At 71.1% G+C, this 14,560-nt stretch carries 11 protein-coding genes and 1 tRNA gene; 7 read left to right on the top strand and 5 right to left on the bottom strand.

The features are described from left to right. Positions 1–161 precede the first annotated feature (161 nt). The 5 genes from pgaD to U3649_RS11350 all read right to left on the bottom strand — a co-directional run bounded on the left by pgaD (position 162) and on the right by U3649_RS11350 (position 6,114). Positions 162–623, bottom strand: coding sequence for a poly-beta-1,6-N-acetyl-D-glucosamine biosynthesis protein PgaD (pgaD, locus tag U3649_RS11330; RefSeq protein WP_407351435.1), 462 nt, complete (start codon positions 621–623; stop codon positions 162–164). Then, positions 620–1,873 (bottom strand): poly-beta-1,6-N-acetyl-D-glucosamine synthase, encoded by a 1,254-nt coding sequence (pgaC, locus tag U3649_RS11335; protein WP_407354600.1) that lies wholly within the window; start codon positions 1,871–1,873, stop codon positions 620–622. Before pgaC ends, pgaD begins: the two co-directional genes overlap by 4 nt. After that, positions 1,870–3,762 (bottom strand): poly-beta-1,6-N-acetyl-D-glucosamine N-deacetylase PgaB, encoded by a 1,893-nt coding sequence (gene pgaB / locus U3649_RS11340; protein WP_407351436.1) that lies wholly within the window; start codon positions 3,760–3,762, stop codon positions 1,870–1,872. The genes pgaC and pgaB overlap by 4 nt, the downstream gene beginning before the upstream one ends. Continuing rightward, the gene (pgaA, locus tag U3649_RS11345) at positions 3,759–5,828 is read right to left on the bottom strand and encodes a poly-beta-1,6 N-acetyl-D-glucosamine export porin PgaA (protein WP_407351437.1); all 2,070 of its coding nucleotides are present in this window, start codon (positions 5,826–5,828) and stop codon (positions 3,759–3,761) included. The genes pgaB and pgaA overlap by 4 nt, the downstream gene beginning before the upstream one ends. 209 nt (positions 5,829–6,037) lie before the next feature. Continuing rightward, positions 6,038–6,114 (bottom strand) — tRNA-Pro (locus U3649_RS11350). A 210-nt stretch (positions 6,115–6,324) separates the two neighbouring features. Here U3649_RS11350 and hisS point away from each other — a divergent pair. The 7 genes from hisS (at position 6,325) to hisC (ending at position 14,491) form a co-directional block, all read left to right on the top strand. Continuing rightward, a complete protein-coding gene (gene hisS / locus U3649_RS11355) occupies positions 6,325–7,695 on the top strand; it encodes a histidine--tRNA ligase (protein ID WP_407351438.1) in 1,371 nt (456 codons plus the stop codon). Between the two features lie 121 nt (positions 7,696–7,816). Beyond that, a complete protein-coding gene (hutH, locus tag U3649_RS11360) occupies positions 7,817–9,730 on the top strand; it encodes a histidine ammonia-lyase (protein WP_407351439.1) in 1,914 nt (637 codons plus the stop codon). Continuing rightward, positions 9,727–10,116 carry a hypothetical protein gene (locus U3649_RS11365; RefSeq protein WP_407351440.1) on the top strand — a complete coding sequence of 130 codons (390 nt, stop codon included), beginning with the start codon at positions 9,727–9,729 and terminating at the stop codon, positions 10,114–10,116. The genes hutH and U3649_RS11365 overlap by 4 nt, the downstream gene beginning before the upstream one ends. Before the next feature lie 707 nt (positions 10,117–10,823). After that, positions 10,824–11,153: a YerC/YecD family TrpR-related protein gene (locus tag U3649_RS11370; protein ID WP_407351441.1), complete on the top strand. Its 330-nt coding sequence runs from the start codon at positions 10,824–10,826 to the stop codon at positions 11,151–11,153. Between the two features lie 10 nt (positions 11,154–11,163). Next, positions 11,164–12,078: an ATP phosphoribosyltransferase gene (gene hisG / locus U3649_RS11375; RefSeq protein ID WP_407351442.1), complete on the top strand. Its 915-nt coding sequence runs from the start codon at positions 11,164–11,166 to the stop codon at positions 12,076–12,078. After that, the gene (gene hisD, locus U3649_RS11380) at positions 12,075–13,412 is read left to right on the top strand and encodes a histidinol dehydrogenase (RefSeq protein WP_407351443.1); all 1,338 of its coding nucleotides are present in this window, start codon (positions 12,075–12,077) and stop codon (positions 13,410–13,412) included. Before hisG ends, hisD begins: the two co-directional genes overlap by 4 nt. After that, complete coding sequence (gene hisC / locus U3649_RS11385; RefSeq protein WP_407351444.1) at positions 13,409–14,491, top strand: histidinol-phosphate transaminase; 1,083 nt, start codon at positions 13,409–13,411, stop codon at positions 14,489–14,491. The genes hisD and hisC overlap by 4 nt, the downstream gene beginning before the upstream one ends. Positions 14,492–14,560 lie beyond the last annotated feature (69 nt).

The following is a 14,560-nucleotide window of genomic DNA, read 5'->3' on the forward strand; positions in this document are numbered from 1 at the left end:
ACCGGCCGTCCACGGCATCGCGGCTTGCCGGCGGCGACATACAGCCACCGCCCCCGCATCAAGGCCGCATCCGCCGTTCGTGGCGCCCGGGGCGCACCGCCCGGTCTTCGGCATCCGCCGGGATGGCGGTCGAACGTCGATTCGGGGCCGAAGCGCCTCGGCTACGGCTGCGGCGCCGCCAGCGCACCGGCGGTGCGGAGCGGGCGCGCGTGCTCGTCCATGCTCAGCGTCATGACCTTGCCCCGACCCAGCGCGTCCGCGGTCGCCGCGTCCGCGCCAAGCATCGCCGCGATCTCGGCGATCGGCACGTCGTCCTGCGCGCGGCGGCGGTCCCTGCCGCGGAAGCGGAAGCGGTTGTACTCCGCCCAGGCGATCAGCACCACCGCGCAGGCCAGCGCCACCAGCGGCAGCACGAACAGCAGGAAGGGCTCGACATGGGATTCGCGCAGGTACAGCTCGTAGGTCGCGGTGTGGATGCCGAACACCCACAGCAGGAAGGTCACCAGCGGCGCCCACAGGTACAGGTAGAACAGCCAGAACGCGGCGGTGACGAAGCCCCAGGCGGTGCGCCGGATCGGCGGCTGGGAGTTGGGCCTGCGGATGAGTCTGGAGTCGTATTTCATCGGTATCCCCGGTCCGGGCTGGTCCAGATGGCGCGCTTGCCGCGGCGCTTGAGCAGCGTCTTCGGCAAGGCGACCACGGTGGTGAACAGGCTGAGCATCCAGTACGCCATCGGGTACCAGATCATCCAGTAGTAGTTGCGGCCGACGTGGGTCTCGTAGCGGCGGTCGATGATCAGGCTGCTGGCGAACTGCAGCAGGCAGACCATGGCCAGGATCACGCCGTGCCAGGAGGGCAGGATGGTGCTCACGTACAGGCCTTCCGGCATCGGCATGAACTTGCCGAGCAGCCACAGCACGATGATGAACAGCATGGTGTAGGCCCAGACCACGCTGAGCAGGTACTCGGCCAGCACTCCCCACATGCGCCGGCCGCGCCAGCGCAGCAGGTCGCCGGTATGGCGCAACAGCACCTCCACGCCGCCCTGGGCCCAGCGCAGGCGCTGCTTCCACAGGCCGCGCAGGGTTTCCGGCATCAGGATGAAGCACAGCGCGTTGGGCTCGTAGCGGATGTCCCAGTGGTCCATCTGCAGGCGCCAGCTGATGTCGATGTCCTCGGTCACCATGTCTTCCGACCAGTAGCCGATCCGGTGCAGGGCGGTGCGGCGGAAGGCGCTGATCACCCCGGAGACGGTGAACAGCCGCCCGTACACGCGCTGCGCGCGCTTGATCATGCCGATGATCGAGGAGAACTCGCCGACCTGCAGCCGGCCGAGCAGGGTGGAGCGGTTGCGGATGCGCGGATTGCCGGTCACCGCGCCCACGCGCGGCCCCGACGCCAGGTGCCAGACCATCCAGTGCAGCGCGTACTCGTCCAGCAGCGCGTCGCCGTCGACGCACAGCAGGTACTCCGAGCGCGCGGCGAGCGCGCCCATGCGCATGGCGTTGGCCTTGCCCAGGTTGCGGTCGAGGTGGATGACCCGCAGCCGCTCGTGCTGCGCGGCGAGCCGATTGAGCCTGTCGGCGGTGTCGTCGCTGCTGCCGTCGTTGATCGCGATGACCTCGAAGTCCGGGTAGCGCTGCGCCAGCGCCGCGGCGATGGTCTCGTCGACGTTGCCGGCCTCGTTGTAGCAGGGCACCAGGATGGTGGCGGCCGGGTACGTCTCCATCGGCGGCGGATCCGTGCGCGTGCGGGATTTCCGCTCGCGCCGGAAGTAGTAGTACAGGCCGCCGGACATCCAGAAGAAGGACATCACGATCGGATAGAAGAACGCGAAGCTGAAGAGCAGGGCCAGGGTCGGGGACATGGTCAGCGCTCCTCGTACGGGAAGCTGCGGGCGGACATCGCCTCGCGCGCGTCCTCCAGCGGCGGCAGGTCGGTGACGAAGTCGTCCGGATACCAGGCCAGGTGGCGCACGCCCTGGGCGACGAGCCTGCGCACGTGCGCCCGCAGCCGCGCGCCGTCGATCGGCCGGCCGCCGTCCCAGTCGACGGTCTGCAGCTCGAACACGGTCTGGTTGAGTTGCGGATCATGGATGCGCACGGCGGCGACCAGCCGGTCGAGCCAGCGCTCCGGGTGCGCGCTGCCCTCCATCCACGGCATCGCCATCAGCGCGGTGTAGTCGTAGGCGGCGTTGAACAGGTCCAGCCGCTGCGCGAACCAGGCCTGGCTCTGCGGCTCGAGCACCGGCCGCGCGTAGAGGTTGCGGACCGTCTTGAGCTTGGGCCGCCAGCGCTCCGCGGCTTGCTTCAGTTCCAGGGTGAAGTCGATCAGCGCGCGCGTGCGCGCCTCGGGCTGCTCGGGCGCGAACGCCGGCAGCTCGGTATCGCGCAGGTAGGCATCGTCGTGGAACAGCAGGCCCTCGAAATACGAGTTGACGGCCAGGTCCTCGTAGATGCCAGTGATGATGCGGCGCGCTTCCGGACGGGTGAAGTCGAGCCGGAAGATGCCGTCCGCCTCGCGGCTGTCGATGGCGAAAGCCGCGCGCACCTGCGGGTCGCCCAGCTCGTAGCCCAGCACCGGCAACCAGGCATACACCTCCACGTCCGCGCGGGTCCGCAGCTGCCAGGCGACGCGGTTGAACAGGTCGGCGCGCATCGGCAGGAAACGGTTGGGGAAGTACAGCGCGTCGGCCGAGCCATTGCCGTCCGGGTCGGCGAAGGCCTGCAGGAACACGTGGCTGGGCGCGATCCGCTTGACCCGCTCGACCAGCGCGTCGAGGTTGCGTGCCGCCTGCGCCGGATCGTCGTCGTGGACCATGTCCAGGTCGATCTGCAGGGCGCGCATGCTGGTCTGCTCGGGGTCGTGGCGCAGTTCGTACGCCAGGTCGAACACCTCCGGATTGTCCATCACCAGCAGGCGCGCCAGGCCATGCAGGTCGGCGCCGTGCGGGCCCGGGGCGATCGTGGTGTTGCGGCCTTCCAGGTCGAACGACACCGTCATGCCGAGTTCGCCGGCGATGGCGTTGGCGACGCTGTTGTAGGCGGCATACGGCCAGACGATCGAGCGCGGCGCGGCGCCGGTGTTGGTCCGGATCAGCTCGACGCTGCGGACGAGGTCGGCGCGCACGCGCGCGCGGTACTCGTCCTCGGTCTCGTAGCGCCCGGCCGCGGCGTCGTAGATGCGGGTGATGGCGGCCGGCGTGGTGTTGCCCTGCGGGTTGGAGGGCACGCCGCGGTGCAGGTCGTGGCTGTGCGAGGCGATCTCGACCAGTCCGGATTCGCGCATCTCGCGCAGCTGCGCCCAGGTGACGAAGTCCTCGTGCCCGAACGGGCGCGGACCGTAGTCCACCTCGTTCCCCGCCGGCAGGTCGACCCAGCCGGTGATCACCGCCACCAGCGCCGGATAGTCGTAGGCGCGAAGCAGCGGGAACGCGTGGGTATAGACGCTGCGCAGGCCGTCGTCGAAGGTCAGCAGCACCGCCTTGTCGGGCAGCCGCCCGCGCCCCTGCGCCGCGTCCACCACCTGCGACAGCGAGACGGGCTGGTAGCCGTGGCCGTGCAACCAATCCAGATGGGCGGCGAAGTTCTGGGTGCTGACCGCGTAGGCATCGGGATCGCCGCCGAGCGGCACGTCGTCGCGGATGTCGTGATAGCTCAGAACCAGCAGCTCGTCCGTGGCAGCTGCGCCTCCGGCCGCGAGTGCCAGCAGCAGCGCCAGCAGCAGGCGCGCCGGCAGTGTCATCCAGGCATGCATGTTCATTCTCCCCACCGGAATTCGGCGTCGAAGCCGATCCGCTCTTCGCGCTGGCCGTCGTAGACGGGCCGCGACCAGCTCAATCCATAGGTCAATACCCTGCCGAGCGCGAACTGCCATTCGTGCTCGTAGCGGGCGCTCGGCACCAGGCCGCTGCCGAAGCCCTCCTGGTAGTAGCTCCCGGCGCCCACGGTCAGGCGATGCCGGAAGTGACGGTCGTAGCGGCGCCAGGCCAGGTGATCGGCGCGCAGGCCCAGCTCCAGCGACGCATCGCGCGACGGATTGAAATACGGCGCGTCGTCGCGGCTGCCGCGGCTGGCGTAGGCGCCCGCGATGCCGTTGAGCAGGAAATGCGGACGCGTGAACAGGCGCTGGTCGAGCCCGAGCGCCAGCGACTCGCGGCGATTGCCGTCGTCGTAGCGCCAGTGCTTGGCGCCGACCGACCAGTAGGTGCGCTCGCTGGGAACGTAGTTCGCTGACAGCTCGATGCTGTCGGCGGTGATGCCGGCGGCGCGCGCCTGCATCGAGGCGTCCGCATCGTTGCGGCGCACCGTCGCGCGGGCGTCCCACAGGTCGTCGAAGCGCCAGCCGACGTCGGCGTCGACGCCGGTGCCGCCGACGCCGTCGCTGGCCCGGTTGGCCTGCAGGCCCCAGTCGAGCCGGTCGTGGGCGTAGCGCACGCCGGCGCTGGTGCGCCGGTCGTCGACGCGGGCGCCGTCGAAGTCGGACCAGCGATAGTCGTGACCGGCGGTCAGGCGCCAACGATCGCCGAACACGGGCGTCCGCACCTCGACGCCGTAGTGGCGATCGCGGCTGCCGAGCGGAGTGACGGCGGCGCCGCCCTCGCTGCGGCCGCCGGCCGCGTAGGCACGCCACTGCCAGCCGCGGTGCACGTCCCAGGTGCGGTCCATGCGCTGCACCAGGGGAAGATCGCCGTAGCGCTGCATCAGTTCGTCGTGGATCGGACGCGCCAGGTCGTCGCGCTGCAGCTCGGTGAGCGCGCCCACCTGGCCGACCCGCGACTGCACGTCGCGCTCGTCCAGGGTGGAGGCCATGCGGAAGCGCTCGAGCGCGCGCTCGGGCCAGCCGCGGATCAGGTAGACCGTGCCCAGCGCCGACTGCAGGCCGGCGTTGGCCGGCCCGACGGCGACGCGCTCCTCCAGCAGCGCCTGCGCCTGCGGCAGGTCCTCGCCGAACGCCAGCAGCAGCCCGTGGTTGAGGTCGGCCTCGTAGCGGTGCCAGTTCTGCCAGCCGCGGGTGGCGCCTGGCCGCAGCGGCCAAGGGGGATTGGCATCGCGCATCGCCCGCAACTGCCTGCGAGCCTCGGCATGCTGCTCCTGTTCCAGCGCGGCGTAGGCGCGCTGGATGCGGATGTCGACGTTCTCCGGATCGGCCTGCAGCGCGCCTTCGAGCGCCGGCTCGGCTTCCTCGGGCAGCTGCAGCGCCATCAGCGAGTCCCCGGCCGCCGCCAGGGCATGCCCGGGGATCTCGCGGCCCGCCGCCCGCAGATCGCGGTATTCGGCGACCACGTCGGCGTGGCGGTTCAGGCGATTGAGGACGATCATGCGGTCGTAGCGGATGCGTGGCGGCAGTTCCTCGATCCCGGTGCCGGTCTCGCGCATGTAGGCGTCGATGGCGGCCTCGGCCCGTTCCACGTCGGCGAGCAGGGCCGACTCGTCCTCGGCGTACTGCCGGCTCCACAGCACCAGCCGCGCCAGCCGGTCGGCCTCGAAACGCTCGCGCTGTTCGGCGCTGAACAGGTCGGGATGCGCGCGGTACAGGGCCCAGGCGCGATCGCTGTCGCCGATATCCGACAGGGCGGCCACGCGCAGCCGGTAGAACCGGGCATCGTCCGGCCAGATCGGCGCGAGCCGTTCGACCCGGGCGAGGGCGGCGACGGGGTCGCGCGCCTGCAGCAGCGCCTCGATTTCGGTGATCGCCGCCTCACGGTCCGGGAGTGGACCTGTCGCGTCACTTTGTGACGCTGCAGGCAGGCAGGTGCCGGCCGACATCAGCCCGAGCAGGGCGCTCAGGGCCGTCGCCAGCGGCTTTCTGGGGGAGAATCGGGTCATGAGCGGTGAGGATCCGTGAGAAAAGGTGAAATGTGACTTGAATCACATTTTTCAGGATCGTCGTAAGCACGGGTCGTGCCAAGGCCGTGCGCCGGGGTCGTTGCCGCCGGGCGGATCAGCAGCGGAGCAGGTGCGGAGACACCGTTCCCGCCGGTACACGCGCACGAAAAAGCCGGCCTGGGGGGGCCGGCTTGTTTCCTGCAACGATTTGGTCGGGGAGACAGGATTTGAACCTGCGACTTCTACGTCCCGAACGTAGCGCTCTACCAGGCTGAGCTACACCCCGACTTGGGCGAGCCGCGTATTGTAGTGACCGCCACCGGGATCGGGCAAGCCCACCCGCGCGTAGAGCCGGGCTCGCTCGGCTGCGCAGACTCCGAAGCCGATGTGGCGCGCCGTAGAGCGGAGCTTGCTCCGCTGCTCCCGCCTCCGGAGCCGATGCAGCGGAGCAAGCTCCGCTCTACACTTTCGCATTCGCATGACCGGAGCCCATCTTTTGATCAAGCCGCGTACCCCGCCGGGGGTCATGGAACTGCTGCCGCGCGACCAGATCGCGTTCCAGCGCATGCTCGACACCATCCGCCGCACCTTCGAGGGCTTCGGCTTCCTGCCGGTGGAGACGCCGGTGTTCGAACTGTCCGACGTGCTGTTGACCAAATCCGGCGGCGAGACCGAGCGGCAGGTGTATTTCGTGCAGTCCACCGGCGCCCTGGAGAAGGAGGGCGGAGGCCTGCCGGAGCTGGCGCTGCGCTTCGACCTGACCGTGCCGCTGGCGCGCTACGTGGCCGAGCACGAGCGCGAGCTCGCATTCCCGTTCCGCCGCTACCAGATGCAGCGCGTGTACCGCGGCGAACGCGCGCAGCGCGGGCGTTTCCGCGAGTTCTACCAGTGCGACATCGACGTGATCGGCAAGGATGCGCTGTCGCCGCGCCACGATGCCGAGATCCCGGCCGTGATCCACGCCGTGTTCAAGGCGCTGGGCATCGGCGACTTCACCATCCAGATGAACCACCGCAAGCTGCTGCGCGGGTTCTTCGAGGGGCTCGGCATCGAAGGCGTGCGCCAGGACCTGGTGCTGCGCGAGCTGGACAAGCTCGACAAGCGCGGCGCCGATGCGGTGCGCGATACGCTCCTCGGGGACGGCTTCGGTCTCGCGCCGGAAGCGGTCGAACGGCTGATGGCGTTCTCCCGCGTGCGTTCGCACGGCCACGGCGACGCATTGGCCAGGCTCGCCGAGCTGGGCCCGGGAACGCCGTCGTTCGAGCAGGGCCGCGACGAGCTGCGCGCGGCGCTCGAGCGCCTGCGCGCGATGGGCGTGCCGGAGTCCGACTACGCCATCAACCTCTCGATCGCGCGCGGGCTCGACTACTACACCGGGATGGTCTACGAGACCGTGCTGGACGCGCATCCGCAGATCGGTTCGATCTGCTCCGGCGGCCGCTACGACGATCTCGCCGGCCACTACACGAAGTCGAAGCTGCCCGGCGTCGGCATCTCGATCGGCCTGACCCGGTTGTTCTGGCAGCTGCGCGAGGCCGGCCTGGTCGACACCGCCGACAGTTCGGTCGACGTGCTGGTGGCGCTGCTCGACGATGCCGGCCTCGACCACGCGCTGGCGCTGTCGCAGCGGCTGCGCGCCGCCGGGCTCAACGTCGAGACCCAGCTCGAACCGCGCAAGCTGGCCAAGCAGCTGCAGTACGCCGACCGCGCCGGGATCCGCTTCGTGGCGATCCGCGGCGAGGACGAGGCGGCGCGCGGCGCCGTGGCGGTGAAGGACCTGCGTCGCGGCGAGCAGTTCGAGGCGGCCGAGGACGATCTCGGCCGGGCGCTGCTGGTCGAGCGCGAGCAGCTGCGCGCGCAGGGATGACGCTCCTGCAGGAGGGGCTTCGGCCCCGGCCATCGCTGGTCGCGAAAACGCGTGGGGTCGCGGTTGAAGCCGCTCCTACCAGAGCAGTCCTTTCCATGAGCAATGCAGGTAGCCAGTCAACATGAAATGCGTTCTTCTCGACGGTAGATCGCTCACCCGCGCGCAGCTGGTGGACGTCGCCAACGGCGCCGGCGTCGAACTCGATCCCGATGCGCTGCGTGCCGTCGCCCGCGCCGCCGACTTCCTCGCCGAGCAGGTGCGCCGCGAGGAACCGATCTACGGCGTCTCCACCGGCTTCGGCAGCAATGCCGACAAGCTGCTCGGCGCGCACCCTTTGCGCGACGAGCTGCCGGGCACGCTGCCCTCGGGCCGCTCGCTGCACGCCGAGCTGCAGCAGAACCTGATCGTCAGCCACGCCGTCTGCGTCGGCGAGCCGATGGCGGCCGACGTGGTGCGGGCGATGCTGTGCATCCGCATCAACACCCTGCTCAAGGGCCATTCCGGCATCCGCGTCGAAACCCTGCAGGCGCTCGCCGCGATGCTCAACGCCGGCGTGGTGCCGGTGGTGCCGTCGCTGGGCTCGGTCGGCGCCTCCGGCGACCTGGCGCCGCTGTCGCACCTGGCGATCGTGCTGCTCGGCGGCGGCGAGGCCTTCCACGAGGGCGAGCGCGTGCCCGGTGCCGAGGCGCTGCGGCGTGCCGGGCTGGCGCCGGTCACGCTGTCGTACAAGGAGGGGCTGGCGCTCAACAACGGCACCGCGCAGATGCTGGCGATGGGCGTGCTCGCGCTCGCGCGCCTGGAGGACCTGCTGGACACCGCCGACCTCGCCGCGGCGATGACCGTCGACGCCTTCGCCGGCCGCCTGGGCGCCTTCGCCGAGGAGGTGCATGCACTGCGTCCACATCCGGGCCAGGTGGAAGTGGCGGCGCGCCTGCGCGCACTGCTGTCCGGATCGACCCTGGCCGACATCGCCTACCACCTGGTGCCGAAGTTCCGCTTCTGGTTGCCGGACAGCTGGGACACGCCCGAGGCGCAGCAGCTGCGCTTCGACATCGGCTGGGACTGGGTGCCGGCCGACCAGCGCCACGGCCGCGAGAAGTTCTACCAGCGCTTCAAGCCGTTCCGCGGTGGCAAGAAGCACCAGCCGCAGGACAGCTATTCGCTGCGCTGCGTGCCGCAGGTGCACGGCGCCGTGCGCGATGCGGCGGCGCAGGCGGCGCGCGTGCTCGACGTCGAGCTCAACGCGGTCACCGACAACCCGCTGGTGTTCCCGGATCGCGAGGCCGAGCACGTGGAACAGCAGGTGATCTCGGCTGGGCACTTCCACGGCATGCCGCTGGCGCTGGCGCTTGGCTACGTGAAGGCGGCGATCCCGGTCCTGGCGTCGATCTCCGAACGCCGCCTCAACAAGCTGGTCGATCCGGCCACCAGCGACGGCCTGCCGGCGTTCCTGATCGGCAACGAGGACGGCACCGAATCCGGCCTGATGATCGTGCAGTACACCGCCGCGGCGATCGTCAACGACCTCGCCACCCGCGCGCACCCGGCCAGCGTGTACTCGGTGCCGACCAGCGCCAATGCCGAGGACCACGTGTCGATGGGCGCCAACGAGGCGCGCCACGTGCTGGCGATGGTCGACGATCTCGGCAAGGTGCTGGCGCTGGAGCTGCAGACCGCCGCGCAGGCGCTGGACTTCCGTACCGACATGATCAACGCCGCGCGCGACCTAGCGCGGCGCAGCGACGCCGCCGCCTTCGCCGCCAAGGTGCAGGGCGGCCCGCCCGAGGACCACCGCCACCGTGCGCAGTTCCTCGCCGAGGTCGAGGAGCTGCGCGCGGAGCTGGCTGCGGCCGACACCTTCCATCCCGGCGCCGCCGTCGCCGCCGCGCACGCGGTGCTGCGCACGCGCATCCCTTTCCTCGATCGCGACCGCGCCCTCGACGGCGAGGTGGCCCAGGCCGTACGCCAGGTGGAGGACGGCTCCTTGCTCGCCGCCGCCCGTCGCGCGGCGCCGGGCGCCGGGCGCGACGATTGAACCTGCCGCTGCACCTGGGCTGGCTCGGCGCGCTCGAGGCCGGGCTGATCGCGCTGGCGGTCGGCCTGCTGCTCTACGCCGTCTTCCATGCGCTGGGCGAACGCTTCGGCTGGAATCCCGGGCACGCGATCGGCTGGGCCTGCCTGTCCGCCGTCGCGGTGGCCGCGGGGATCGATCTCTGGAACCTGTTCTACCTCGGCGTGGTCAGGCTCGAGTCGCCGGTCTACGCACGGATCGCGCTGTCGAAGATCCACGATGCCGACGGCCTCGGCGCGCGGGTGGTGATGGAGATCCTCGGTGCGCTGACCGGCGTGGCGTTGGCGTGGATGGCGCTGCAGGCGAGGGCGGCACGGCACCGTCGCGACCTCGGCAATGGCGAAAACTGACGTGGGTCGAGTCTTTCGCGTCGCGAAGTGATCATGCTACGGGCATTGCGGGCATTCACTGTGATTTCCGTGGCGCCGCTTGCCATCGAAGCCGCTCTTGGCGCCGCGCCAAGCAGCTCTTTCCATGGCGACGAACTAGCCTCGTCGCCACGGGCGACATCCAATGAATAGCCGCGCCAAGTAGCCGTCGAAACCAGACAATCCTCGTTGTCATGATGGTTTCGGGGAGGTCGTCGGCTTCGGGGCCAGCGGCGCCCGGGCCGGGGCATGCTCCCCGGCTCGGTCCGCCATCCATGGCGGACTCGCCGCCGCAGGCCATCCATGGCCTGCTCTCCGCATACCCCGGCCCGGGCGCCGCACCGGCGATTCATTTTCGGATGCTCGGAGGTCCTCTCACAGAAGTCGATAAGCGTTGGAGCGGGAGACGTGCCGTGGGGATTGCGGAGAGCTGCACATGGATGTGCAGCGGCCCTGAGTCCGGCCATGGATGGCCGGACCGAAGGGCGGAGCAATCCCCGCGGCGCGGCTCACGCCCGGCGCACCAGCCGAAGGCGCCTTTGGCAAAGAGCTGTCGATTCGCGCCGGGCTGGAAGCGCTTTGTGCAGTCGCCTTGGGACGCAGCCCAGACCGATGAACAAGCCTGATGCGGAGCTTGACGGCCGCTCCCAGGTCTGCATAATGCACTAACGCATTAACACATTAGACAAATGAAGCAGCGCCCGGAACCATTGCCGAAACAGGACGCCGACGCCGCTCTCAGGGCGCTGTCGAAGGCGCTGGCCGCGCTGGAACGGCCGGAGGAGGTGGCGGCGTTCCTGCGTGACCTGTGCACGCCGGCCGAGATCGAGGCGATGACCGATCGCTGGCGGGTGGTGCCGCTGCTGCTGCAGGGCGTGCCGTATCGCGAGATCCACGAACGCACCCGGGTCAGCGTGACCACGATCGGCCGCGTCGCGCGCACGATCGAGCACGGCACCGGCGGCTATGCGGCGGCCGCGCGCCGGCAGTTTCCCCGTCTCGCCGCCGCTTCCCATTGAACGGACCGCCATGAGCCCTCCCGCCGCCAAGGCGGTGCGCGACCGCCTGCGCATCGCCATCCAGAAAAGCGGACGCCTCGGCGACCCGTCGCGCGCGCTGCTGACCGCCTGCGGGCTCGATTGGCGCGAGAGCCGCGATCGCCTGTTCTGTTACGGCGAATCGCTGCCGGTCGACCTGCTGCTGGTCCGCGACGACGACATCCCGGGCCTGCTGGCCGACGGTGTCTGCGACCTGGGCATCGTCGGCCGCAACGTGCTGGACGAGCAGGCCGCCGAGCGCGAGCGGGCTGGCGCGGCGCCGGTGGCGAAGGAACTCCGCGCGCTCGGCTTCGGCGGCTGCCGGCTCGACATCGCCGTCCCCGACGACTGGGACTGGCAGGGACCGGAACAGCTGCGCGGCTGCCGCATCGCCAGCAGCTATCCGCAGCTGCTGCGGCGCTGGCTGGCCGGGCAGGGGATCGACGCCGAGGTGGTGATGCTGTCGGGCTCGGTCGAGATCGCGCCGCGCCTGGGCCAGGCCGATGCGGTCTGCGACCTGGTGTCCAGCGGCGCCACGTTGGCGGCCAACCAGCTCAAGCCGGTGCTGACCCTGTTGCGCAGCGAGGCGGTGCTGGCTGGGCCGGTCGCGCCGTTCGCCGACGTGCGCGCCGAGTTGATGCAGCTGCTGCTGCGACGCATGGACGGGGTGCTGCGGCTCCGGCACAGCCGCCTGCTGCTGTTCCAGGCCGACCGCGCCGCCATGCCCGGCCTGATCGAACTGCTGCCGGATGCCGAGCCGCCGACCGTGCTGCAGGTCGACGGCGGCGACATGCTGGCGCTGCAGGCGCTGTGCCATGGCGCGGTGTCCTGGCAGCGGCTGGAGGACCTGCGCCACGCCGGCGCGCGCAGCCTGATGGTGCTGCCGGTGGAGAGGACCCTGGCATGAACGGGTCGCCGGTCCGACGACTGCGCTGGTCCGCGCTCGACGGCGACGCCCGCGCGCAGGCGCTGGCACGCCCGGTGCGCGCGACCGGGGAGGCCACGCGCAACGAGGTCGCCGCCCTGGTCGAGGACGTACGCCGCCGCGGCGACATGGCATTGCGCGAGATCACCGAGCGGCTCGACGGTGTCGCCCTGCAGGAGTTCGAGGTCGGCGCGGAGGAGTTCGCGCGGGCCGAGGCCGCGGTCGCGCCCGCGTTGCGGCGCGCGATGGAAGACGCCGCCGCCCGCATCGAGGTCTTCCACAGCGCCGGCATGGTGCCGGGATACGCGGTCGAGACCGCGCCCGGCGTGGTCTGCGAGCGCGTCGTGCGCCCGATCGCACGGGTCGGCCTGTACGTGCCCGCCGGCAGCGCGCCGCTGCCGTCGACGGCGCTGATGCTGGGCGTGCCGGCGCGCCTGGCCGGCTGCCGGCAGGTGGTGCTGTGCACGCCGCCACGCGCCGACGGCAGCGCCGATCCCGCGGTGCTGGTGGCAGCGCGCCTGACCGGCGTGCGGCGCGTGTTCAAGCTGGGCGGCGCCCAGGCGATCGCGGCGATGGCGCTGGGCAGCGACAGCGTGCCCAAGTGCGACAAGCTGTTCGGGCCGGGCAATGCCTGGGTCACCGAGGCCAAGCGGCAGCTGGCGCGGTCCGGCGCGGCCGCCATCGACATGCCGGCAGGGCCGTCCGAGGTGATGGTGATCGCCGACGCGGGCGCCGACGCCGGCTTCGTCGCCGCCGACCTGCTGTCGCAGGCCGAGCACGGTCCGGATTCGCAGGTGCTGCTGCTGTCGGACGATGCCGCGCTGCTGGACGCGGTCGAGCGCGAGCTGGCGGCGCAGCTGCCGGCGCTGCCGCGGGCGGACATCGCCGCGCGTGCGCTGGCGCAGTCGCGGCTGATCGAGGTCGACGCGCTCGACGCTGCCTTCGCGATCGGCAACGCCTATGCGCCCGAGCACCTGATCCTGGCGCTGCGCGAGCCGCGGCGCTGGCTGGACCGGGTCGAGGCGGCGGGTTCGGTCTTCCTCGGCGACTACACGCCCGAGGCGCTGGGCGACTACTGCAGCGGTACCAACCACGTGCTGCCGACCGACGGCGCCGCGCGCGCCTGCAGCGGCCTCGGCGTCGCCAGCTTCCAGAACTTCATCAGCGTGCAGTCGGCCTCGCGCCAGGGGATCGCCGGCATCGGCGCCTGCGCGGTAACGATGGCCGAGGCCGAGGGTCTCGAGGCGCACGCGAACGCGGTGCGGCTGCGCATGCGCGGCACCGGGGCGGCGGCGGCGGCGAGGGCGCCGGCATGAGCGGCGTGCTCGATCTAGTGCGCGAGGACCTGCGCGATTTCGTCGGATATCGCTCGGCGCGCGGCGAGCGGCTGCGGGGCGAGGTCTGGTTAAACGCCAACGAGCCCGCCTGGGCGAGCGCCGCCGACGGCAACGGCGCATGCCGCCGTTATCCCGAGCCGCAACCGCCCGCATTGGTCGATGCGCTGGCGTCGCTGTATGGCTGCGACGGCTCGCAGCTGCTGGTCGGGCGTGGCAGCGACGAGGCCATCGACCTGCTGGTGCGCGCGCTTTGCGTGCCGGGCCGCGACGCGGTGCTGGTGACGCCGCCGGTGTTCGGCATGTACGCCGTGAGCGCGCGGCTGCAGGGCGCGCCGCTGGTCGAAGTGCCGCTGTTCGAGGACGACGGCCGTTTCACGGTCGATCTCGACGCGGTCGCCGAGGCCGCGCTGGCGCGGGGCGTTCGCGTGGTGTTCCTGTGCTCGCCCTCGAATCCGACCGGAGGCGCCATCGCTCCGGACGACGTGCTGCGGCTCGCGGCGCGCCTGCGCGGACGGGCGCTGGTCGTGGTCGACGAGGCCTACGTGGAGTTCTCCGATGCGCCGTCGGCGGTGTCGCTGGTCGCGTCGACGCCCAACCTTGCCGTGCTGCGCACGCTGTCGAAGGCGCATGCGTTGGCGGCGGCCAGGATCGGCGCGCTGATCGCCGATCCGGCGTTGATCGCGGTGCTGCGCCGCTGCCAGGCGCCGTATCCGGTCCCGGCACCGTGCGCCGAACTGGCGCTGTCGGCGTTGTCCCCGGCGCCGCTGGCGAAAACCGCCACGCGCGTCGCCTCGGCGCGCCAGGAGCGCGAGCGCCTGCGGGACGGACTGGCGACGTTGCCGGGCGTGGTGCGCGTCTACCCGTCGCAGGGCAACTTCCTGCTGGTTCGCTTCCGCGACGCCGACGCCGCGTTCGGCGGGCTGCTGGCGGCCGGCATCGTGGTGCGCGACCAGCGCGGGGCGCCGCAGTTGCAGGACGCATTGCGCATCACCGTCGGCACGCCGGCGCAGAACGATCGGCTGCTGTCGGTGCTGCGCGCCCTCGAGGTCGCGGCATGAAGCGCGATCCATCCACCCGTCGTAGAGCGGAGCTTGCTCCGCTGCTCCCGGCTCCGGAGCCTGCGCAGC

Source organism: Luteimonas sp. R10 (assembly GCF_045689605.1).
Lineage (GTDB): Bacteria > Pseudomonadota > Gammaproteobacteria > Xanthomonadales > Xanthomonadaceae > Luteimonas.